General features: G+C 69.0%; 20 protein-coding genes and 1 pseudogene. 6 read left to right on the plus strand and 15 right to left on the minus strand.

What is annotated here, in order from left to right; genetic code table 11:
• Window positions 1–50: 50 nt before the first annotated feature.
• From AB8619_RS09570 to AB8619_RS09580, 3 genes are read right to left on the minus strand one after another with little or no spacing between them, the layout of a single operon-like run.
• Window positions 51–1,112, minus strand: coding sequence for a glycosyltransferase family 4 protein (locus AB8619_RS09570; protein ID WP_436796234.1), 1,062 nt, complete (start codon window positions 1,110–1,112; stop codon window positions 51–53).
• A 28-nt stretch (window positions 1,113–1,140) separates the two neighbouring features.
• Window positions 1,141–2,040 (minus strand): phosphatidylinositol mannoside acyltransferase, encoded by a 900-nt coding sequence (locus AB8619_RS09575; protein ID WP_436796235.1) that lies wholly within the window; start codon window positions 2,038–2,040, stop codon window positions 1,141–1,143.
• Window positions 2,041–2,062: 22 nt separating this feature from the next.
• Window positions 2,063–2,752: a CDP-alcohol phosphatidyltransferase family protein gene (locus tag AB8619_RS09580; protein WP_436796236.1), complete on the minus strand. Its 690-nt coding sequence runs from the start codon at window positions 2,750–2,752 to the stop codon at window positions 2,063–2,065.
• Between the two features lie 98 nt (window positions 2,753–2,850).
• Here AB8619_RS09580 and AB8619_RS09585 point away from each other — a divergent pair, with 98 nt between their 5' ends.
• Together AB8619_RS09585 and AB8619_RS09590 are read left to right on the plus strand one after the other, a co-directional pair.
• Window positions 2,851–3,372 carry a DinB family protein gene (locus tag AB8619_RS09585; protein WP_436796237.1) on the plus strand — a complete coding sequence of 174 codons (522 nt, stop codon included), beginning with the start codon at window positions 2,851–2,853 and terminating at the stop codon, window positions 3,370–3,372.
• Window positions 3,372–3,779, plus strand: a complete 408-nt coding sequence (locus tag AB8619_RS09590) for a hypothetical protein (RefSeq protein WP_436796238.1) — start codon at window positions 3,372–3,374, stop codon at window positions 3,777–3,779. The genes AB8619_RS09585 and AB8619_RS09590 overlap by 1 nt, the downstream gene beginning before the upstream one ends.
• Here the strand turns inward: AB8619_RS09590 and AB8619_RS09595 are convergent.
• Entirely contained in the window at window positions 3,769–4,293 is a 525-nt protein-coding gene (locus tag AB8619_RS09595; protein WP_436796239.1) for a hypothetical protein, read from the minus strand. The two genes, AB8619_RS09590 and AB8619_RS09595, sit on opposite strands and share 11 nt — an antisense overlap.
• 66 nt (window positions 4,294–4,359) lie before the next feature.
• On the opposite strand from AB8619_RS09595, the pseudogene AB8619_RS09600 reads away from it, so the two are divergent.
• A pseudogene (locus AB8619_RS09600) lies at window positions 4,360–5,955 on the plus strand (ABC-F family ATP-binding cassette domain-containing protein).
• A gap of 9 nt (window positions 5,956–5,964) precedes the next feature.
• On the opposite strand, the gene AB8619_RS09605 reads toward AB8619_RS09600, so the two are convergent.
• The 5 genes from AB8619_RS09605 to AB8619_RS09625 are packed head-to-tail and all read right to left on the minus strand — an operon-like array spanning window position 5,965 to window position 11,537.
• The gene (locus tag AB8619_RS09605; RefSeq protein ID WP_436796240.1) at window positions 5,965–7,446 is read right to left on the minus strand and encodes a peptidoglycan DD-metalloendopeptidase family protein; all 1,482 of its coding nucleotides are present in this window, start codon (window positions 7,444–7,446) and stop codon (window positions 5,965–5,967) included.
• A gap of 45 nt (window positions 7,447–7,491) precedes the next feature.
• Complete coding sequence (locus AB8619_RS09610) at window positions 7,492–8,046, minus strand: HIT family protein (RefSeq protein WP_436796241.1); 555 nt, start codon at window positions 8,044–8,046, stop codon at window positions 7,492–7,494.
• Entirely contained in the window at window positions 8,043–10,058 is a 2,016-nt protein-coding gene (gene thrS, locus AB8619_RS09615) for a threonine--tRNA ligase (protein ID WP_436796242.1), read from the minus strand. The genes AB8619_RS09610 and thrS overlap by 4 nt, the downstream gene beginning before the upstream one ends.
• Before the next feature lie 44 nt (window positions 10,059–10,102).
• Window positions 10,103–10,648 (minus strand): DoxX family protein, encoded by a 546-nt coding sequence (locus AB8619_RS09620; RefSeq protein ID WP_436796243.1) that lies wholly within the window; start codon window positions 10,646–10,648, stop codon window positions 10,103–10,105.
• Window positions 10,649–10,694: 46 nt separating this feature from the next.
• On the minus strand, window positions 10,695–11,537 hold the full coding sequence (locus AB8619_RS09625) for a lysophospholipid acyltransferase family protein (RefSeq protein ID WP_436796244.1): 843 nt from the start codon (window positions 11,535–11,537) through the stop codon (window positions 10,695–10,697).
• Window positions 11,538–11,618: 81 nt separating this feature from the next.
• On the opposite strand from AB8619_RS09625, the gene AB8619_RS09630 reads away from it, so the two are divergent.
• A complete protein-coding gene (locus AB8619_RS09630; protein ID WP_436796245.1) occupies window positions 11,619–13,256 on the plus strand; it encodes an LVIVD repeat-containing protein in 1,638 nt (545 codons plus the stop codon).
• On the opposite strand, the gene AB8619_RS09635 is transcribed toward AB8619_RS09630, so the two are convergent.
• Window positions 13,240–14,385, minus strand: a complete 1,146-nt coding sequence (locus AB8619_RS09635) for a cysteine--tRNA ligase (protein WP_436796246.1) — start codon at window positions 14,383–14,385, stop codon at window positions 13,240–13,242. The two genes, AB8619_RS09630 and AB8619_RS09635, sit on opposite strands and share 17 nt — an antisense overlap.
• On the minus strand, window positions 14,382–15,137 hold the full coding sequence (gene npdG / locus AB8619_RS09640; protein WP_436796247.1) for an NADPH-dependent F420 reductase: 756 nt from the start codon (window positions 15,135–15,137) through the stop codon (window positions 14,382–14,384). Before npdG ends, AB8619_RS09635 begins: the two co-directional genes overlap by 4 nt.
• Before the next feature lie 60 nt (window positions 15,138–15,197).
• Here npdG and AB8619_RS09645 point away from each other — a divergent pair, with 60 nt between their 5' ends.
• Window positions 15,198–15,644 (plus strand): hypothetical protein, encoded by a 447-nt coding sequence (locus AB8619_RS09645; RefSeq protein WP_436796248.1) that lies wholly within the window; start codon window positions 15,198–15,200, stop codon window positions 15,642–15,644.
• Window positions 15,645–15,675: 31 nt separating this feature from the next.
• Window positions 15,676–16,443 (plus strand): enoyl-ACP reductase FabI, encoded by a 768-nt coding sequence (gene fabI, locus AB8619_RS09650; protein WP_436796249.1) that lies wholly within the window; start codon window positions 15,676–15,678, stop codon window positions 16,441–16,443.
• Window positions 16,444–16,496: 53 nt separating this feature from the next.
• Here fabI and AB8619_RS09655 read toward each other — a convergent pair whose 3' ends face one another.
• Genes AB8619_RS09655 through AB8619_RS09670 form a run of 4 tightly spaced genes read right to left on the minus strand, consistent with a single transcriptional unit; the run spans window position 16,497 to window position 21,257 of the window.
• Window positions 16,497–17,828: a phosphotransferase family protein gene (locus AB8619_RS09655; protein WP_436796250.1), complete on the minus strand. Its 1,332-nt coding sequence runs from the start codon at window positions 17,826–17,828 to the stop codon at window positions 16,497–16,499.
• A gap of 3 nt (window positions 17,829–17,831) precedes the next feature.
• Complete coding sequence (locus tag AB8619_RS09660) at window positions 17,832–18,878, minus strand: murein hydrolase activator EnvC family protein (RefSeq protein WP_436796251.1); 1,047 nt, start codon at window positions 18,876–18,878, stop codon at window positions 17,832–17,834.
• Between the two features lie 40 nt (window positions 18,879–18,918).
• Window positions 18,919–19,986 carry a hemolysin family protein gene (locus tag AB8619_RS09665; protein WP_436796252.1) on the minus strand — a complete coding sequence of 356 codons (1,068 nt, stop codon included), beginning with the start codon at window positions 19,984–19,986 and terminating at the stop codon, window positions 18,919–18,921.
• Complete coding sequence (locus AB8619_RS09670; RefSeq protein ID WP_436796253.1) at window positions 19,983–21,257, minus strand: hemolysin family protein; 1,275 nt, start codon at window positions 21,255–21,257, stop codon at window positions 19,983–19,985. Before AB8619_RS09670 ends, AB8619_RS09665 begins: the two co-directional genes overlap by 4 nt.
• Window positions 21,258–21,292: the final 35 nt, after the last annotated feature.

Below are 21,292 nucleotides of genomic sequence, written 5' to 3' on the forward strand. Positions count from 1 at the left end.
CCGGCGGCCCGACCGTCGCGGACGGTGCCCCGGGCCTCCCCCACCTCGACTCAGCGAGCGGCGATGATGGCCTCGTACCGCTCCACGTACAGCTCGGCGAGATGGCGCATCGCGAATTGCGCGGCCCGCGCCGTCCCTGCCTCGACGAGCTCGGCCCGACGCGTGTCGTCGTCGAGGGCGACGGCGAGTTGGGTCGCCAGCGCATCGGCATCGCCGACCGTGGCCAGCAGCGCGTCGGAGCCGTGGGTGGCGACGTTGCGGTAGCCGTCGAGGTCGCTGGCCACCACCGCCGTCCCCGCCGCCATGGCCTCGAGGAGGACGACACCGAACGACTCCCCCATGAGCGCGGGCGCACAGAACACGTCGGCGCCGCGGAGTCGCGCGATCTTGTCGTCGTCGGTGAGACGCCCGAGCCATTCGATGCGGGGGTCGCCGGCGTAGGCCGCCTGGAGCCGCTCGGTCTCGGGCCCGTCGGACCCCACCCAGACCCGGACGTCGCTCGGGAGTCGTTGCAGCGCTTCGAGGAGCACCTCGAGACCCTTGCGAGGCTCGTGTCGTCCGCAGAAGAAGACCGTCGGTCCGTCGGTCGGCGTCGACGGCCCGGTGGCGTAGCGCTCGATCTCGATGCCGTTGAAGAGCAGTTCGTAGTCGCCACCGAGGTACCGCTTCGCGAGGTCGGCGGCATCGGGCGACACCGCGCAGCGATGATCGAGATGGCGCAGCAGCCAGCGAAGTGCCGGCGCGGCGTACTTGTACGAGGCCGAGTCACCCGCCGCGTGGAAGGTCCCGATCATCGGCGCCGGGCTGACCAACAGCGCCGTCATCGTCGGCCCGGGAGCCAGCGGTTCGTGCAGATGGAGGACGTCGAACTCCTCGTCTCGGATCGCGCGGATCGTCCGCAGCTGTGCGGACGGATCGGGCGCCAGCGGCGCCACCGAGCCGTTGGCCGACGTCGGCACGCTCACCCCCAGCGGGGTCACGCCGGCGTCGGGCGGGACGCCGTCGGCAGGCGCGAGCACCCGCACGGGATGACCGAGCGAGCGCAGCGCGCGAGCGAGCCCGAGGACCTGACCCTGGACGCCGCCGGGGATGGTGACGCTGTACGGGCTCATCAGGCCGATCCTCATGCGCCGATCCCTCTCACAGTCCCGCCTCGGCCAGGGCGGCATGGTCGCTCGGCCAGTTCGGGGACATCAAGTGCCACTGCGTCGGCTCCCGTCGGATCAGCAGTTCGAGTTCGTGGGCGATCTCCTGTGTGATGCGGGTGACGTCCTCGCGCAGCTTGCCCTGGCGCTCGATCACCATGGGCGGGCGGATGTAGCCGTGATGCCCGCCGTGCGGGCGTTGGTACATCGCGCCCGGCACGAGATCGGCTCCCGACCGCAGTGCCAGTGTGGCGGGGCCGGCCGGGAGCGTCGTCCGCTCGCCGAAGAACTCGACCTCGACGCCGTTGCCCTCGATGTCGCGGTCTGACAGCAGACACACGAGGTCGTTGCGCTTGAGGGCGGCGAGGACCTCGCGGCCGGCATCCGGTCCCAGAGGCACCACGTTGATGCCCAGCGACGTGCGGAACTCGGTGAACCACTCGAACAGCTCTGGAGGATCGAGGCGCTCGACGACGGCGGTGATGGGCACACCGACGACCCGGGTGAACCAGAACCCCGTCCACTCCCAGCCGCCCAGATGCGGCAGCACGAGGATCGTTCCCTTGCCACGGTGGAGCGACTGCTCGAGGTGCTCGTAGCCCTCGTAGCTCAGCCCGGCGTCGAGTTCGGCCGGCGTCAGGGTCGGGAGCCGGAACGCCTCGAGCCAGTAGGCCGCGTACGACTCGAAGGTCTCGTTGACCGCCCGGCGCAGGGCGAGCCCGCGGAGCGTCGGGTCGACGCGCTGGAGGTTCCGTGCCACGAGGAGGCGACGGGTCGCGTCGGGGATCGCCGCACCGGTCCCACCGACCCTGGCCAGCGGGCCGAGCATGGGGGCAGGGAGTCGGCGTGCCACGGCGGATGCCGCTTGGAATGCCGTCAGGAGACGAGAGGCCACGGAGCGATGCGAGGGTGGCGGATCAGGGGTGCGTGCGCCGGCGACGCCGGGCGGCACGCTCTTGACGGTCGGCACGGCGCATCGAGCGGCGCCGTCGGTCGCGCGCCACGATCGGCGTCGACATGGGCACATCGGCGGTGGCCTGGACCCAGACCTTCCGGAACCGCTGCCCCGCGGTGAACACCGTGAGGACGAACATCAGCCACAGCGCCGGGATCAACAGCGAGTCGAACAGCAGCGCCAGCGCCAACAGGAGCAGGCGTTCCGCCCGTTCCATGAGGCCGCCGCGGGCGTCGAATCCCAGCGACTCGGCCTTCGCCCGTTCGTAGGAGATCAGCAGCGACGCTCCGAGGACCGCCATGGGCAGGAGCGAGATCCTCCCGGGCTCGGTCGTGTCGAGATACCACGCCACCCCGCCGAGCAGCAGCGCGTCGGCGACGCGATCCATCGTCGAGTCGAAGAACGCCCCTCGGGTCGACGCCGTACCTGAGGCCTTGGCGACCGCACCGTCGAGCACGTCGGGAATGGCGGTGAGCGCGAGCAGCAGCAGGCCGCCACGGAGCGCCCCGTTGGCGATCGCGAACGCGGCGGCACCCGACATCAGGACCCCGAAGGTCGTGAGGTGATCGGCTTTGACACCGGCACGGCGCAGATTTGCACCGATCGGCTTCAGGCCCTTCTCGAAACTCGAGCGGAAGCGACCGTCGAACATGGCGGGTCCAGATCTTCTGGGTCAGGGAATGCCCACACCGGGCGACCGGTGGTGAGGCTACCCGGGGGTCCGGGTGGGCCCAAGGATAGGGTCGGTCCATGACGGATCCTTGTCCCGAATGCCAGTTCGACGGCGACTCGGTGGAAGACGTGGCCGGCGAGATCGACGCCTTGGGCCGGAAGTACGGGGCTCCGCTCACCCGCTTCCTCCCCGGCGAGGACGGGCCGGCACTGCTGCGGACCCGTCCGGCGCCCGACGTGTGGTCGCCGCTCGAGTACGCCTGCCACGTCCGCGACGTCCTCGGCCTCTTCGAGGAGCGGACCCGGCTCATGGCCGACCAGCCGGGCGTGCGCTTCGCGTCGTGGGATCACGATGCTGCCGTCACCGACGACGCCTACAACGACTCGGACCCGACGGTGGTCGCCGCCGAGATCGCCGATGCCACCAGCCGCTACGCCGCCACGCTTCGAGCGCTCGGAGGCGATCAGTGGGCGTCCTCGGGGGAACGCAGCGACGGCGAGATCTTCACCATCGACTCGCTGGCCCGCTACGGCCTGCACGAGGCCAAGCACCATCAACTCGACATCGGACGCGGACTCCGGTCCGCGAGGGGACGCTGATGACCGTCGACCGCTCACTCACACCCGACGACGCGACCGTGGCGGTGCGCTCGTTCCCCCGCCGCTTCCGTGCGGTCTTCGCCCGACCCGAGGAAGCTGACGAGCGTTTCGACCCCGACGAGGCCGCCCGCCGTCCTGGTCCGGACGGTCATTCCGCGGTCGAACACCTCGTCGCCGCCACGACGCTGCTCGAGGCGATGCCGGCGTTCGCTCCTGGCGACCTCGTCGATGACGGATCGCCGATCGCTCCGATGCTCGACCGCTTCACCGACGCAGCATCATCGGCCGTCGATCGCATCGGCGCAGTGCCGAGCGACGACTGGTCCGAGCGTCTCGGAACCCTGCAGGACGCCGTGGGCGCGGTCGCCGATCACCTCCGGGCAGCATCCGCCGCCGTCAGGACGTGAGCTTGCCGTCCAGGTCGGACCAGTCCTCGGGGTTGGCCTCGACCACCTGGTCGACGATCTGACCGTCGACACCGTCGACGAGCACGAACCCACGCTTGTCGGGCGGTTCCTCGGCCGAATAGAGCAGGATCCGCCACGTGGGTCGGCTGCGGAGCCCGCGCCATCCCATCTGGGCCGAGGCATGGCCCACGGGGAACCCGACGGCTCGTGATGCGCCGACCAGGGCGTCCTGCTCGTCGACGACGAGGTCGAAGCCCGACAGCAGGTGGTAGCCGCCGACCAGGGCGAGCACGACGCCCACGACCAGGAAGCCGTCGTTGACCAACACGGCGTCGTCTCCGGCGAACGCCCAGAGGGCGAGGCAACCGGCGGCGGTGGCGAGGTACAGGTAGCCGGGGATACGGCGACGGTTGTTGTCGGGGAAGACGTACGGACCGACGTAGCCGGCCGCGTCGAGGTCCTCGGGGAGTTCGTCGACCTGGTCGTCGCGGGTTCCGTCGTCGGGTTCGGGCACGTCGAAACGGTATCCGGTGCAATCTCCGAGGCCGCGATCCGGCGGGTGCCGTAGCGTGCGCCGGTCGTGGGCTCTATCGACGTCACCCGGCTCGAACACCACCTGCCGGGAGGCCGGCAGCTCTTCCGCGACGTCTCGTTCAAGGTGGGCGACGGGCAGCACGTGGGTCTCGTCGGCGCCAACGGCGTGGGCAAGACGACGATCTTCGGACTGATCGCGGGGCGGGACTCCCCCACGTCGGGGACCATCAACGTCGACGGCCGTCTGGGCGTCATGGACCAGCTCGTCGGTATGCGCGGCGAGTCGCGGACCGTGCGCGACCTCTTCGTGTCGCTGGCACCGCCGGCGATCGCGGCCGCCGCTCGTGACCTCGACGATGCAGCCCGCGCCGCAGACCGGGCCGCCGAGGGGGGCAAGCCCTCGTTCATCGACAAGGCGGGCCTGCGCCTCGCCGACGCCCACGGCCAGTGGGGTGCGGTCGGTGGCTACGAGATCGAGGTCCTCTGGAACGTCTGCGCCACCCAGGCCGTCGGGCTGGACGTGGACGAGGCGTCGAGCCGACCGCTCGCCACCTTCTCGGGCGGCCAGCAGAAGCGCCTGGCCCTCGAGTACCTGCTGCGCAACGACGACGACGTGCTCCTGCTCGACGAGCCCGACAACTTCCTCGACATCCCCGGCAAGCGATGGCTCGAGCAGCGCCTCGACGAGTCGCCGAAGACCATCTTGTTCATCAGCCACGACCGCGAACTCCTCGCCCAGAGCGCCCACCGGATCGTGACGATCGAGGGCGACGGTGCCTGAACCCACGGAGGCTCGTTCCGCGACTACGCCGAAGCTCGTGTCGCCAGACTCGAGAAGCTCGAGGAGGACCACCAGCGGTGGATCGACGAGCGCAACCGACTGGTCGAGTACAAGCGCATCATGAAGGAGCGGGCCAAGGTCTCCGATGCCAACGCCGCCCGCGCCCGTGCGGCCGAGACGCGGCTCCGACACTTCGAGGAGAAGGGTCCGCCGCCCGAGGGTCCGACCGAGGCCAAGATCACGATGCGGATCGAGGGAGGGCGGACGGGCAAGCGAGCGATCGTCATGGAGGACCTCGAGCTCACCGACCTGACGTTCCCGTTCTCGAGCGAGATCTGGTTCGGCGAACGGGTCGGGATCCTCGGCGACAACGGCACCGGCAAGTCGCATCTGCTCCGCCTCCTCGCCGGCGACACGACGGTGGCGCACCAGGGACGATGTGACCTCGGTGCTCGCGTCCGACCCGGCCACTTCTCCCAGACCCACGATCACCCCGAACTGATGGGCCGGACCCTTCGGTCGGTCCTCGAGGGGCACGATCTGAGCCGCGGTGCCGCGATGTCGCGCCTCAAGCGGTACGAGTTGCACGGCGCGGCCGAGCAGACCTTCGAGACTCTCTCGGGCGGTCAGCAGGCCCGGTTCCAGATCCTGTTGTTGGAGCTGAGCGGATGCACGCTGTTGCTGCTCGACGAGCCGACCGACAACCTCGACGTGACTTCCGCCGAAGCGCTCGAAGCGGTGCTGGCGACCTTTGAGGGAACCGTCGTCGCCGTGACGCACGACCGGTGGTTCATGAAGAACCTCGACCGGTTCCTGACCTTCACCGAGGACGGCGAGGTCCTCGACACCGACGACGGGTGACCGAGTCCCTCAGTCGTTGACGACGGCGGCGTGGCGGATGAACACGTCACCGTCGAACTCCCAGACCTCGTCGGGGTCACTGACGCCGAGGTCGAACCAGATCAGGTCGTCGCGTCCGTCACCGTCGAGGTCGCCGACGCCGGGGCGCTGGATCTCGTCGTGATCGGCGCGCACGTCGCGGTACGAACCGCCGGCACGGTGCAGCCACAGGAAGTCGGCACCGGTACCGGCGCGGTACCAGTAGATGTCGGCGAGCAGGTCGCCGTCGAAGTCACCGACCATGGGCTCGTACGAGCCGTTGATCGTGCGGCGGCTGTCGACGTAGCCGGTCTCGTGGTAGCTCCACAGGTAGTCCTGGGCGCTGCCCGCGGCGTACCAGAGGATGTCCTCGTACCCGTTGCCGTCGAAGTCGCCGATCAGCGGGTCGTAGGTCCCCAGGATCCGACGCGGCTCGCTGCGATGGCCCGAGGCGTCGTGCCACCAGAGGTAGTCGGCTGCCGCACCGGGCGCATACCAGAGGATGTCGTCGAACCCGTTGCGGTCGAAGTCGCCGACCAGCGGGAGATACGTGCCCTGGATCGTCGTCGGCGTGCTGCGGTAGCCGTCGGGGCCGTACCACCAGATGTAGTCCGACGCAGCGCCCGGGGCGTACCAGATGATGTCGTCGTAGCCGTTGCCGTCGAAGTCGCCGACGATGGGGTCGTAGGTGCCGTTGACCTGGATGCCGCCGCGGTCGAAGACGCCGGCCTCGTCGGTCCCGTCGAAGCGGTGATCCGGAGCGGATCCCGGGTTGTAGAGCAGGACCTCGGCGGCCGGGTCGTCGTCGATGTCGGCGACGATCGGCGGCTCGGACGAGGTGTCGAGCACGAAGCGGCGGGCGCTCTGGAGGCTCGCGTACGGATCGACCGGCGTGCCGCCGGGCTCGTGGATCTCGAAGTGCAGGTGCGTACCAGCGTTCTCGGCGTTGCCGCTGTCGCCCATGTAGGCGATGTGCTGGCCGGCCTTGACCTTCGACCCGAGCTTGATGCCGGGGGCGAAGCGCCACTCGGGCGGGTTCGCGCCGTCGTCGGTACCGGGCGAGTCATTGTTGATGTGGATGTACCAGTACTCCCAGCCTGCGGCGTCCTCGAGGATGAGGATGTTCGACCGAGACCCGTCGGGAGTGGCGTCGTCTCGCACCCAGGTGACGGTGGCGTCGTTGGCGGCCAGGAGGCGTTGCAACTTCTGTCCCATGAGGTCGTTGCCCTCGTGCGAGCGCGAGCAGCCCGTCCCACGGCAGGCACCGAACGAGTCGGTGTACGTGACCGAGCCCTCGACCGGGAAGGTGATGGGAGGCGGCGAGGCCGTTGCGGCAGCCGTCACCCGTGTCGCACCGGAGTCGGTCGGGACGTCGTCACCGGCTCCCTCCGTGGCAGACGCGGCCGCGGGCACCAACACGGGTGACGCGAGGACGGCGAGAACGACGAGTATCCGGAATCGGCGGAAGAGCATCAGGAGAGGTATCGGGTGGTCGGCCGTGGGACTTGAGCCGACGGGTCACCCGCCCTGCGAGGGCCAGACGTCGGTCAGCTTGCGCCACGTGGTCGGCAGCGGCTCGGGGAGCACCCGGGCCTCGGCGACGGCGGTCATGAAGTTGGAGTCAGCGTCCCATCGTGGCAGCACGTGGCCGTGCACGTGGGTCGGGACCCCCGCACCGGCCGCCCGTCCGAGGTTGAACCCCACGTTCACGCCCTCCGGCCGATACGCCTTCTTGACGGCGACGACCGCCTCGTTGACGATCCGCCACAGGTCGGTCGACTCGTCCGGGGTCAGCGACTCGAGGTCGCCGACCTCGCGGTACGGCATCACCAGGAGGTGACCGGACCCGTACGGGTACGCGTTGAGGATCGCGAAGGCATGCGTGCCCCGATGCAGCACGTAGGCCGATTCGTCGGTCAGCTCGCCGGCATCGATCGCGCGGAGGATCCGGACGAAGACCGAGCCGTCATCGGCCGCGAGCCCGCTGTTCCCGTCCTTCGTGACCTCGTCGATGTAGGCCGTCCGCCAACCCGCCCACAGTCGGTCGAGCCCCGTGCGGTCTGCCGGGCTCACGTGTGGTCGCGGATCTCGGTGCGGATCCGCTCGACCAGGTCGGCCACCGGCACGTCGCGCTCGGGCTTGTCGCCACCGCGGATGTTGTCGGCCACCGTGCCGTTGGCGACGTCGTCGCCGCCGACCACCAGGATGTGCGGCACCTTCTCGAGCTTGTACTTGCGGATACGGGCACCGAGCCCCTCGTTGGCGACCGAGACCTCGACGCGGACGCCGGCTTCGCGGAGTCGAGCAGCGACCTCGAACGCATAGTCGTCGTGCTCGTCGGCGACGGGGCACACGACGGCCTGGACCGGCGACAACCACGTCGGGAACGCTCCGGCGTAGTGCTCGACCAGCACACCGAAGAACCGCTCGATCGAACCGAACAACGCCCGGTGGATCATGATCGGCTGGTGGCGCTCGTTGTCGCTGCCGACGAACTCGAGGTCGAAGCGCTGCGGCCCCTGGAAGTCGAGCTGGATCGTCGACATCTGCCACGTCCGACCGATCGCGTCTCGTGCCTGCACCGAGATCTTGGGGCCGTAGAACGCGCCGCCGCCCTCGTCGAGCACCAGTTCGAGGCCCTTGGCCTCGCCGACACGACGAAGCGTCTCGGTCGCCTCGGCCCAGTCCTCGTCGGAGCCGATTGCCTTCTCCTCCGGCTTGGTCGACAGCTCCAGGTAGAAGTCGTCCAGGCCGTAGTCACGCAACAGGCCGAGGACGAAGTCGAGCAACGACGCCAACTCGTCGGCCATCTGCTCACGCGTGCAGAAGATGTGCGCGTCGTCCTGGGTCATGCCGCGGACGCGGGTCAGTCCGTGGACCACGCCCGACTTCTCGTAGCGATAGACCGAGCCGAACTCGAACATCCGGATCGGGAGCTCGCGGTAGCTCCGCTGCCGTGACTGGAAGATCAGGCAGTGGAACGGGCAGTTCATCGGCTTCAGGTAGTAGTCCGTGCCGTCGGCGCCACCCTCGTCGTCGAAGTGCATCGGCGGGAACATCGCGTCCTTGTAGAACCCGAGGTGACCCGACTTCTCGAACAGGTTCTGCTTCGAGATGTGCGGCGAGTAGACGAACTCGTAGTCGGCCTCTTCGTGACGTCGACGGGAGTAGTCCTCCATCTCGCGACGGATGATGCCGCCCTTGGGATGGAAGACCGCCAGGCCGGACCCGATCTCGTCGGGGAAGCTGAACAGGTCGAGTTCGGCCCCGAGCTTGCGGTGGTCGCGCTTGGCGGCCTCCTCGAGGCGGGCGAGGTGCTGCTTCAGTTCCTTCTTGGTCGCCCAGGCCGTGCCGTAGATGCGCTGGAGCTGGGGGTTCTTCTCGTTGCCCTTCCAGTACGCGCCGGCGACGCGCAGGAGCTTGAAGTGCCCGAGATGGTCGCTCGTGGTCGGGACGTGCGGGCCCCGACACAGGTCGATGAAGCCGTCGTGGCCGTGGAAGGTCTGGTTGGGGCGGGGCTCGGGCGGGATGTTCTCGTAGCAGCGGACCTCGCCCTTGGCCGAGGTGGCCGACATCGGATCGGTCGACGCGTCGTCGATGATCTCGAGCTTGTACTTGTGGTCGGCGAAGATCGATCGGGCCTCGTCGGCGCTGATCTCGGTCTTCGCGAACGGCTGGGCCTCGTTGAGGATCTGCTTCATGCGACCCTCGATCGTCGCGAGGTCGTCCTCGGAGAAGGTGCCGCCGTCGGGCAACTCGAAGTCGTAGTAGAAGCCGTTCTCGACGGGTGGGCCGATGCCGAACGTGGCGCCCGGGAACAGCTCCAACACGGCCTGGGCCAGGACGTGAGCCGTCGAGTGGCGGATCACGTAGAGACCCTGGTCGGACTGGGTCGTGACGATGCTGACGACGTCGCCGTCCTCGAGCGGGTGCGACAGGTCGCGCTCGACGCCGTTGACCTCGGCGATCACCGCCGCCTTCGCGAGCCCGGTCCCGATGTCGGCCGCCAGGTCACCTGCGGTCGCGCCGGTGGTCAGCTCACGGCTGGAACCATCGGGAAGCGAGACGGTGATCTGATCAGACATGGTTGCGGAGGGTAGCGACGTGTCGCCGAAACGCAGAAGGCGGTTCAGCCGTCTGCGTCGGACCCGCCCGACGACTCGGATGCCGGCGCCGGGCGCCAGAACGCCGCGAGCAGCCCTGCCGCGCCTCCGAAACCACCGACGAGCGCGATCCACAGACCAGCCGCCTCGGGGAACGGCTGGAAGATGTCGAACGCGTTGTCGAGCGACCACTGTCCGGCACCAACGGTCGACAGTAGGAAGCCGGCGGCGATCAGGGTCATCACGTACTCCCACCCCTCGCCCGGACGGAAGATGAAGAAGCCGTTGCCACGGTGGTTGGTGATCAACGCGACAGTCATCGTGCCGATCACGGCGGCGCCGCCGAAGGGCGTGAGGAGTCCGAGCACCAGTGCCAGGCCGCCGACGAGTTCGGCCACGCTGGCCAACCAGGCATGCACCACACCCGGCTTCATCCCCAAGGACTCGAACCAGCCGGCCGTGCCCTCGATCTTCCCGCCGCCCCAGATGTGGTTGTAGCCGTGGGCGAGCATGACTGCGCCGATGGCGCAGCGGAACACCAAGATGCCGAGGTTGAACACGTCCTGATCCATCGGGCGAGCCTCGCGCACGACGAGGCCCGGATCGCGTATCAGGCGGTCACGACCACCACTGGGCCAGCACGTCGGCCGACGACGCACGAACGTCGAGGATCTCGTTGTCGTCGTCGCGGTCGTCGGCGACGCTCCCGTCGGGCAGCACCGGCACGCGAGCGGGCTCGGGCGAGGGTGCGGGTGCGGGTTCCGCCGCGACCTCGGCCGGGGGCTGTTCCGGCTTGGAGCCGGCGTACGTGTCGACGTACTCCTGGCCCGACAGCTTGCGGATCTCATACATGACCTCGTCGGTCAGTTGCCGCAGGAGCATGTGGTCGTCCTGGCGGTCGAGATACCGGGTGACGTCGATGGGCGCACCGATGTTGACCTGACACGACGTGAAGGGACGCGGGACCGATGCGCCGGCGGGCTGGATCAGGTCCGTGCCGCAGATGCCGACCGGGATGATCGGTGCGCCGGTGCGCAGGGCCAGCCGGGCAGCGCCCGTGCGCCCGCGGTGCAGCACGCCGTCGCGGGAGCGTGTGCCCTCGGGGTAGATCCCGAAGAACTCGCCCCGTCCGAGCACGCGTGCAGCGGTGTCGAGTGCTCGCTGCGAGGCCGACCCACCGCCACGGTCGATCGGGATCATCCCGACCGCAGGGAAGATGTACTTCGTCTTCCAGGAGTCGAGGTACTCGGCCTTGCCGACGTAGCTGATCCGCCGCGGGAGCACCGCTGGGAGCACGATCGAGTCGAAGAACGAGATGTGGTTCGGGCAGAAGATCGCTGCCCCGTCCTCGGGCACGTTGTGCATCCCGGTCGTGTGGATGCGCCAGAGGACCTTGGTCACCGGCTTCACGATGGCCTTCGCCACCGGATAGGCCTTGCCGTATTCCCGGTCATCCGTCACTACGCGGGGACGCTACCAGCGGCGCGCGAACCACGCGTGGCGGCTTCGTCAACGCCGGGAGAACGCTTAGATTCACGCACCATGCGCCGCCACGATCGTCAGATCGGCGCCATGCTGGGTCTCATCTCGCTGTGCTCCGTCCTCCTGGGCGTGAGCGCGGCAACCGCTGCCCCGCTGGCCGAACCCCCACTCGCCGCCACCCCACAGGGCGGGTGCGGTCCAGGGTCGAACCCCGAGACCGACCTCCAGGGCCGAGTACCGGCCGCTGACCACGAGTCAGGCCGCGCCGCCGAGGGCTACTCGTGCAACGCCGAGCGCGTCGGCACGATCTCCGACGAGTTGCCAGTGGGCACCGAGGGCGGGTTCAAGGTCCACCGCTACATCGACGACGACGGTCACGAGTGCGCGTACTACGACTCGACGCTGCTCCTCGGCACCGAGGCCCTCGACCTCCTGCAGGTCGACGACCCCTTGGATCTCGTCGGCGTTCTCGACGACCTCGTGAACCGCAAGCTCGGTGTCCACGTGGTCGACATGGCCGATCCGACCCAGCCGGTCATCACCACCAGCCTGATCACCCCGGCGATGCTGTCGCCGCACGAGTCGCTCGTGGTGAGCCAGGAGCGCGGCCTGATCATGGCGACCCTGGGCAATCCCGGGTTCAACCTCGGCCAACTCGACATCTACGACATCAGCGAAGACTGTCGGGCACCCGTCTTCCGGTCCAGCACCCCGTCGGGGCTCTTCGGCCACGAGAGCGGGCTGTCGCCCGACGGCATGACCTACTACTCGGCGTCGCCCGCGACCTCGACGCTGGTTCCGGTCGACATCTCGGACCCCGCGCTCCCGGTGATGCTGCCGCCGTTCCAGATCAACAGCCACGGCTTGTCGGTGAGCGCCACCGGCGACCGCGCCTACATCGCCAGCCTCGACGGTCTCGACATCCTCGACACGTCGGCCGTGCAGGCTCGGGAGGCGAATCCCACGATCGAGCCGATCTCGAGCCTCGACTGGGGAACGCGCAGCATCCCGCAGAACGCCATCCCGATCACCATCGACGACCACCCCTATCTGGTCGAGATCGACGAGTTCGGCTCGGGGTCGAAGGTCGGCGCCGGGCGCATCATCGACATCGCCGACGAGGAGAACCCGTTCGTCCTCTCGAACCTGCGTCTGGCCGTGCACCAGAAGGAGAACTTCGATGCCGTCGCCGGCGACGTCGGTACCCAGAACCCGATCCAGGGGTACGCCGGGCACTACTGCAGCGTCCCGACACCCGTCGATCCGAAGATCGTCGCCTGCTCGATGATCATGTCGGGCCTCCGCGTGTTCAGCATCGTGGACCCGGCCAACCCGGTCGAGATCGCCTACTACAACGCCCCGTCCGACAACGTCCCGTTCGTCGGCGGGAACTACGCGATGTCGGCGCCGGCGTTCGCTCCCGAGCGCGACGAGATCTGGTACTCCGACGGATTCACCGGCTTCCACGTCGTCCGCCTCACCAACGGCACCTACTCCGGTGCCGCGGTCCCGATCGAGACCGACCCGACGACGACGGCGGCACCCACGAGCGAGGTCGCTGCACCGACCCCGACGACGGGGAGCGCCTCGCTGCCCGCGACCGGTGGTCGGATCCCGCTCGGTTTCGTGGTCGTCGCAGCGATCAGCGGGCTGGGCGCCCTGGTGCTCGCTCGACGGAGCGTCAGCTCGACGGTGTGAGCGCCACGCCGAGCAGCATCGCTGCATCGGTGACGTCGACGCCCGCGGCTGCGGCTTCGTCGATCGCGGCGATCGCGCCAATGGTGTCCAGGTCGTTGTCGAGGTCCGAGCGCACCTGAGCGAGCACCTCGGCACCATCGCCCCCGGCGGCGACACCGGCGCGCCACGAAGCGAGCCGGTCGGTCGCCTCGGGCATCAGGCCGTCGTCCCACTCCCAGCCGTCGCGGTAGTGATGCTTGACGACGGCGAGGCGGATGGCCATCGACTCCCACTTCTTGCGGAGCTCGGAGACGAAGACGAGGTTGCCGAGTGACTTGGACATCTTCTCGCCGTCCATGCGAACCATCGCCTGGTGCATCCAGTGGCGCACGAAGGGCTCGCCCGTCGCGGCCTCGGACTGGGCGGCTTCGCACTCGTGGTGCGGGAAGATGAGGTCCGATCCCCCACCGTGGAGGTCGATCGTCGTGCCCAACTCGCGCAGCGCCAGGGCCGAGCACTCGATGTGCCAACCGGGGCGACCGGGTCCCCACAGCGAGTCCCACGAGGGTTCGTCGTCCAACGACGGCTGCCACAGCACGAAGTCGAGCTTGTTGCGCTTGTGGGGATCGTCGACGTTGCCGCCGCGCTCGGCGGCGTACTCGAGCATCGTGGCCTCGTCGTAGCCCGACACCTGCCCGAACTTCTCGTAGGTCGAGATGTCGAAGTAGACGGCTCCGCCGGCCTCGTAGGCGTGCCCTCGGTCGAGGACCATGCCGATGAAGCCACGGATGTCGGCGATGGCCGAGGTGGCACGGGGCTCACTCCACGACGGGATCATCCCGAGCGCGATCATGTCGTCGTCGAACTTCGCGGTCTCGGCGGCGGCGAGGTCGAGATAGTGGACGCCGATCTCACGGGCCTTGGCCAGGATCGAGTCGTCGACGTCGGTGACGTTGCGGACACACCGGGTCTGGTGGCCGCGGTCTCTCAGACGCCGCTGGAGGACGTCGTAGCCGACGTAGGCGGCGGCGTGACCGAGATGGGTGGCGTCGTACGGCGTGATGCCGCACGTGTACATGGTGACGATCTCACCCGGCTCGAACGGGACGATCTCCCGCTTCGCCGTGTCGTAGAGCCGGAGCGGACTCACTCCGCCGAGTCGGTCACTGCGCCATCGTCGGCACCGTTGGCCGCGGCGACCGACGCTCGGGTCGGCTTCTTGGGCAGGTCGGTGATGGTGTTGCTCTCGTCCGGGATGCCGGTCATCTTCACCGCGACACGCGTCTTGTAGCGCACGTTGAGCTGCAGGAGCACCGAGGTGAACGACTCGATCGGCGTCGACTGGCTCAGCTCGCCGGCGTCGAGCGGACGCATGTTGGGGATGGCGTGCACGAGTTCGGCGGCCATGGCCGTGGCGGCCTCGTGGTCCGAACAGATCAGGACGTCGGACTCGATCGGGTGATCGAGGTCGCCGAGCTCCTTGGCCGGCACATGGTGGAACGCTGCCGCGACCTTGCAGTCCGGCACGACGGCCTGGACGCTCGCCGCCACGGATCCACGCGGCGGAACGAGGGGCTGGAACTCCTTGCCGATGCGGGTGAGCGCATTGGCCATGGAGATCACGATCTTGCCGTGGAGGTGGTCCTCGACCGACGCAGCCGTCTGGGTGGCGCCGTCCCACGGCGTCGCGATGACCACGACATCGGCATCGGCGGCCATGGCGTTGTCGCCGGCGGTGATCGAGAGATTGCGGCCAGCCCACTGCTCGAGCAGCTCGTCCACCTTCTCCATGGCCTTGTACTTCGAGCGTGAACCGATGATCACGTCGTAGCCCGCGTCTGCCAGTCGGGCGCCGAGCGCCGAACCTGCGGGACCTGTTCCTCCGAGGATGCCGATCTTCACGGGCGGCAGCCTACCGGTGGGGGTTCTCGTCGAGGCCAAACCGGGTCGTATCGTCGGAGCGTGGAAGAGGAACTCGACCCCGGCAGCATCCGGAACACCCAGCCGCACAATGCGATGCCGTTCGTCGTCGCCCTCGTCGGGTTCCTGATCGTCGCCGTGCTGGCGTTCGTGTTCCTGCGTGAGGACGACCCCGGCCGCCTCGTCCGACCGGACGGCGTGTCGGTCATCGGCGACGACACCATCCGTCTCACCGTGGATGGCCCGTTCCGCAAGCCCTACGCAGACGTCATCAAGGTCGGCTACGCACTCGGCGAGGACGACGTCTTCGTCGAGATGGTTCTCGACGAGTACGACTGCCCGGACGACACCGACTGTGGCGCGTCGACCGAGTCGCTCACCGTCGACGTCGTCCTCCCGGAGCCGATCGACGGTCGTGACGTGGGACCGGGCACCGGCAGGACACTCGTCGACTGCGACCGTGATCCCGGGATCCCCACCTGCCAGTAACGTCCCGCGTCCACCTCGGGTCTGGAGACACATGGGAATCCTCGACGGCAAACGACTGCTCATCACCGGCGTCCTCACCGACGCCTCGCTCGCCTTCGGGGTCGCGAAGCTCGCGCAGGAAGAAGGGGCCGAGATCGTCCTGACCGGTGCCGGCCGGGCACTCCGCCTCACGCAGCGCACGGCCCGCAAGTTGCCGACCGAGCCCGATGTCCTCGAGTTCGACGTCACCGACGACACCCACGCCGGAGCCATCCGCGATGCCCTCGGCGAGAAGTGGGGTCGCGTCGACGGCGCCCTCCACGCCATCGGTTTCGCCCCCGAGTCCTGTCTCGGCGGCGGCTTCACCGAGGCCCCGTGGGAGGACGTCGCCGTAGCGATGCAGATCTCGGCGTACTCGCTCAAGACCGTTTCCGACGCCGTCGTACCGCTCATGACCGAGGGCGGATCGATCGTCGGCCTCGACTTCGACGCCACCGTCGCCTGGCCGGCCTACGACTGGATGGGCGTCGCCAAGGCCGCACTCGAGTCGACGTCTCGCTACCTCGCCCGTGAGCTGGGCCCCAAGGGCATCCGGGTCAACCTCGTCGCCGCCGGACCGATCCGCACCATCGCCGCCAAGTCGATCCCCGGCTTCTCGGCGTTCGAGGACGTGTGGGACGACAAGGCACCGCTCGGTTGGGACGTCAACGACTCGTCCGGCGTCGCCCGTTCGACCGTCGCCATGCTGTCTGACTGGTTCCCGCAGACGACCGGCTCGATGATCCACGTCGACGGCGGTTTCCACGCCATCGGCGCCTGACCCGACCCACCCCAAACCCCGAACTCGACGCTCTCAGCGTCGGGGGCCGACGTCTACGACGTCGAGAAGTGGCGCGGGTTGGCGACGCGGAGCTTGTCGACCACGGTCTCGGCGATCACGCGGTGCAGTTCGTCGGCGCGGTCGTCGAAGCGGCCGTCCTGGATCGCCGACACCAGATCGGCCTCGCTGCCGACACCGATGCTCCCCAGCCGGCCCACCTGTTCGGCGGCCATGGCCGGACCGAACTCGAGCTCGCGGCGGACCATGGCCAGCACATTCGATGCCACTCGACCGTGGAACGCGGTGCTGCCACCGGCGTTCTGGCGAACGTCGCCGTCGATGTACTCCTGCACGGCCTCGACCAGCTCGGCGGCCGTCGGGCGTCCGTGCATCCCGGGCTCCTCGAGCGCCGGCGGCATCGCACGGGCCGACGCCTTCGCGAGCGCTTCGGGTGCGAGCAGCAACAGCAGGTCGTGTTCGTTCTCGCACACGCGACGGCCGATGGCCGCCAACTCGACCGACCGTGAGTGGCCGTCGAGGTGGGCTCGCGCCTGCATGATGCACATGACGCCCCACTTGAGGGTCCCGAGGACCTCCCACCAACGGACCACATCGGGGTCGACGTCGACACCGGCCGCTTCGCTGTAGGCGGCGAACAGATCCTCATAGGTCCCGATGCCGGCGACGGGATTCGCGCCGCGGAAGCGCCACGCGCGCACGCACAGCCAACCGAGGTCTTCCATCGGGTCGCCGAGGTGGGCCAACTCCCAGTCGACGACGGCACGGAGCCCTTCGGGACCGAGCATCAGGTTCCCGAGACGGAAGTCGCCGTGCACCACGGCTTCGCCGGTGTGGGCGGGTCGGTGCTCCTCGAGCCAACGGAAGGCGAGCTCGAACGTCGGGACGGCGTCGCCGAACACGTCGAGCACCTCGCGGTACTGCGCCACCTGGTCCACTCGCTGCAGGTTCGACAGGCCGCCCGGATCGATGGCGTGGATCGCGGCGAGCGCTCGTCCACAGTCGGCAGCGAAGCTCGCTCGTGCGCCGGCGAACTCGTCGTCGCGCAGGATCTTGCGGGCGATGGTCTCGCCCTCCACGAAGTCGGCGATGAGGTAGCCGGTCTCCAGCGCGTCGTCGCCCTTCCCCGCGGCGAGGACGCTCGCCACGGGCACACCGGCCTCGTCGGCAGCGCGGATCAGTTCGGCCTCGGCCGTCATGGCGCCGGCGCGCACACCGCCGGCGCGTTCACGCTGAAGGATCTTCCGTTCGCCGTCGGCGACGAACGCCCACGTCTCCCGAGAAGCGCCGCCGGTCAGACGTCGGAGATCGGAGACCTCGGTACCGAGGACCTCGCCCAGCGCACTGGACAGTTCGTCAGGTGTCACGGATCAGCAGGCAGCGCGGGTGGCTGGGTAGGGGTTCACTGCGCCTCCGTGGTTGGGATGGATCTCGAAGTGGAGGTGCGGGATGCCCCGAGCGTTGCCCGTGTCACCGACGTAGCCGATGACGGTGCCGGCGCTGACGCGGCCGGCAGCGGCGTAGCCCTGCAGGTGCGTGCCGTAGTAGTAGTGGCCGTTGTCACCGGAGAGGTGGAACGACAGCCCGCCGATGCTGTTGCCGCGATGGGTGACCGTGCCCGACACCGGAGCCACGACCGGCGTGCCACGCGAGGCCATCATGTCGACGCCCTTGTGACTCCGACCGCCCGAGCGGGGTGCGCCCCAGGTGTCGGCGAAGCTCACGGCGCCGGCGACGGGGCAGGTCATCCCGCCCCCACTGACCACCGCCGGAGCGGGCGAGGGAGCGACTGCGGTGGCTGCTCGGGGCGCCGCCGGTGAAGACGATCGCGACGCTGCCGCGGCGGCAGCGCGAGCTTCGGCCTGACGGCGAGCTTCTTCTTCGGCCCGACGCTTGGCCTCGAGGGCCTCGAGCCGCTTCAGCTCGGCCTGGACTTCCGCGAGTGCCTTCTCGAGGCGGGCGATGCTGTCCGCCTGCTGCGCCCGCTTGGTCTCGAGTTCGGCCGACGCTGCGTCGAGGTCGGCCTTGGCCTCGGTGAAGGCGTCGATGGCATCGATCTTGCCGCCACTGACGTAGCGGGACAGGGCCGCGGCCTTGACGCCGTCGTTGATGTCGGCAGCGTTGAGGAGCGGCATCTCGCCGGCCGACGTGTAGCGGGCGATCACGATCTCGTCGATCGACTCGCTCAGCGCCGCCAGCGCGGCCTCGGCCCGCTGGGTGCGCCCCTCGAGGACGACGATCTCCGATTCGATGCCGCCGAGCTCTGCCTCGGCGTCCGACACGGCCTGCGCTGCGGCATCGGCACGCTGTCGGGCACGATCGACGTCCGAGGACCCGGCGCCTGCCGACGGGGCGGCGCTGACGCCGGACACGGCGATCAGGACCGCGAGCAGCGCAGCGAGGGTACGGCGGGGCATGGACGCAAGAGGCTACGAAGCCCCGGCGATCATTGCAATCCTATGACGGGACGTCGGGCGTCGATCCGTGGTCCGATTCGTCGAGGATGTCCCCCACGAGTTCCTCGAGGACGTCCTCGAGGCTCACCAGTCCGATGGTCCGTCCGCCGGCATCGGCCACGACGGCGAGGTGCACCCGAGCGTCCTGGAGGGCGTAGAGCACCTCGTCGATGACGGCGTCGGCCCGGACGATCGGGATCCGACGGATGCGACCCAGCGGCAGGGGCTGGTCCCGCATCGGCCCCGGGATGGTCAACAGGTCCTTCGCGTGGATGAAGCCGAGCGCGTCGTCGAGCCCGCCAGGGCCGACCACCAGGAGCCGGGAGTGTCCCGTACGCACGACGGCCTCTTCGGCGTCGGCTGCGGTCGCGGTGCGTTCGACGTAGCCGATCCGGTCGCGGGCCACCATGAGGTCGCGCACCGGCGACTCGCCGATCGACAGCGCGCCACGGAGGAGCTGGTCCTCGACGTCGGCGATCAGGCCCTCGGCTCGCGATGCCGAGATCATCTCGGCCAGTTCGCCCGACGTGTGGCTGTTCGAGAGCTCGTCGGCGGGCTCGAAACCCAGGAGACGAACGACCACGTTGGCCAGCGCGTTGAGGACGTAGATCACCGGGCCGAAGATCCGGAGGTAGAGCCGGTTGGGAAGGTCGAGCGCCAGCAGTGTGCGTTCGGGGCCGGCGATGGCGATGTTCTTGGGCACCATCTCGCCCAGGACCATGTGGAGGAAGACCACGATCCCGAGACCGAGGGCGAAACCGATCGTCGCCGTCACGCCCTCGGGCAGGTCGACGGTGTCGTGCAACACAGCCTCGATGCCGTGGGCGATCGCCGGTTCGGCGACATATCCGAGCAGCAGCGAGGCGATGGTGATGCCCAACTGCGCTCCGGCGAGTTGCGACGACAGGTCGGCGATGGAAGCGAGTGCTCGGCGGGCTCCGGCCTGACCGTTCTCCGCCATCTCCTCGAGCCGCGTACGACGAGACGCGACGAGCGCGAACTCGACCGCGACGAAGAAGCCGTTGGCGGCGAGCAACACCACGGTGGCGACGAGCGCTCCGATGTTCACTGGGCCACCTCGTCCGGCGCGACCAGACGCACGGTCGAGACGCGGAGCCGATCCATCTCGAGGACCTCGACTCGCCACCCGGCGTGGTCGAAGTGGTCACCGGCCTCCGGGATGCGCCCGAACGTGTCGAGCACGAAGCCGGCGATCGTCTCGTAGGGGCCCTCGGGGATCTCGAAGCCGCACGTGTCGAACACCTCGTCGGGGTGCTGCCCGCCGCCGACGACCCACTCCCCCGGGCGCTGGACCCGGGTCAACGGCGGGACGGCGCGATCGTGTTCGTCGTCGATCTCGCCCACGACCTCCTCGAGCACGTCCTCGAGCGTGATGATCCCCGCGGTCCCCCCGTACTCGTCGACGACCACCGCCAGGTGCGTGGCACGTTCGCGCAGGAGCGCGAGGAGCGACGACAGACCCAGGGTCTCGGGCACGACCAGGGCATCCACGGTCACCGTGGCGATCGACGTCTCGGGACGGTCACGGAACGGCACGGTGAACGCGTCCTTCACGTGGCCGACGCCCTCGATCTGGTCGAGGTCGCCGTCGTAGACCGGGAAGCGGGAGAAGCCGGTTGCGGTGGCGAGCGCCGTCAGGTCGGCGACGGTGCCGTCGGACGGCAGACCGATGACCTCGGTACGTGGCACCAGGGCATCGGCGGCGGTCTTGTGCGAGAAGCGGACAGCCCGGGTGAGCAGGGTCAGGGACTCCTCGTCGATCATCCCCTCCTCGCTCGACGAGCGGAACAGGAAGTCGAGTTCGTTGAGGTTCCGGACCGACCGGAGTTCTTCCTGGGGTTCGATCCCGAGGCGTCGCACCGTCCAGTTGGCGACACCGTTGAGGAATCGCACCATCGGGCCCACCACGAACCCGTAGGCCTGCATCGGCCGTGCGAGGGCGAACGCCGACTGCGTGGGCTCGGCGATGGCCACAGACTTGGGGACCAGTTCGCCCATCACCATCTGCAGGGTGGTGGCGAGCAGCAGGGCGAGGACGACCGACACCGCGACGGCTCGATCGTCTCCGACCAGGGAACCGACGAGGGGCTCCAACAGGCGGGCGACGACCGGTTCGGCGATGAAGCCGAGCACCAGGGAGGTGACGGTGATGCCCAACTGCGCACCAGAGAGGTGGAAAGAGAGCCGCCGGATCTGACGCTCGACGGCACGGGCGCGAGCCACGCCGTCCTCGGCCTGGCGCTTGATGCGCGACCGGTCGACGGCCACGAGCGCGAACTCGTGCGCCACGAATGCACCGTTGGCGACGATCAGTGCCACGACGGCGAGGAGTCCGAGGAACGTTTCGATGGACC

Source organism: Actinospongiicola halichondriae (genome assembly GCF_049103745.1).
Taxonomy (GTDB): Bacteria; Actinomycetota; Acidimicrobiia; order Acidimicrobiales; family Salinilacustritrichaceae; genus Salinilacustrithrix; species Salinilacustrithrix halichondriae.

Coding starts and splice junctions, on each gene's coding strand:
- AB8619_RS09585 (WP_436796237.1), top strand. CDS start 2,851: ATGACGGATCCTTGTCCCGAATGCCAGTTCGACGGCGACTCGGTGGAA.
- AB8619_RS09580 (WP_436796236.1), bottom strand. CDS start 2,752: ATGTTCGACGGTCGCTTCCGCTCGAGTTTCGAGAAGGGCCTGAAGCCG.
- thrS (WP_436796242.1), bottom strand. CDS start 10,058: ATGTCTGATCAGATCACCGTCTCGCTTCCCGATGGTTCCAGCCGTGAG.
- AB8619_RS09570 (WP_436796234.1), bottom strand. CDS start 1,112: ATGAGCCCGTACAGCGTCACCATCCCCGGCGGCGTCCAGGGTCAGGTC.
- AB8619_RS09620 (WP_436796243.1), bottom strand. CDS start 10,648: ATGGATCAGGACGTGTTCAACCTCGGCATCTTGGTGTTCCGCTGCGCC.
- AB8619_RS09590 (WP_436796238.1), top strand. CDS start 3,372: ATGACCGTCGACCGCTCACTCACACCCGACGACGCGACCGTGGCGGTG.
- fabI (WP_436796249.1), top strand. CDS start 15,676: ATGGGAATCCTCGACGGCAAACGACTGCTCATCACCGGCGTCCTCACC.
- AB8619_RS09660 (WP_436796251.1), bottom strand. CDS start 18,878: ATGCCCCGCCGTACCCTCGCTGCGCTGCTCGCGGTCCTGATCGCCGTG.
- AB8619_RS09605 (WP_436796240.1), bottom strand. CDS start 7,446: ATGCTCTTCCGCCGATTCCGGATACTCGTCGTTCTCGCCGTCCTCGCG.
- AB8619_RS09630 (WP_436796245.1), top strand. CDS start 11,619: ATGCGCCGCCACGATCGTCAGATCGGCGCCATGCTGGGTCTCATCTCG.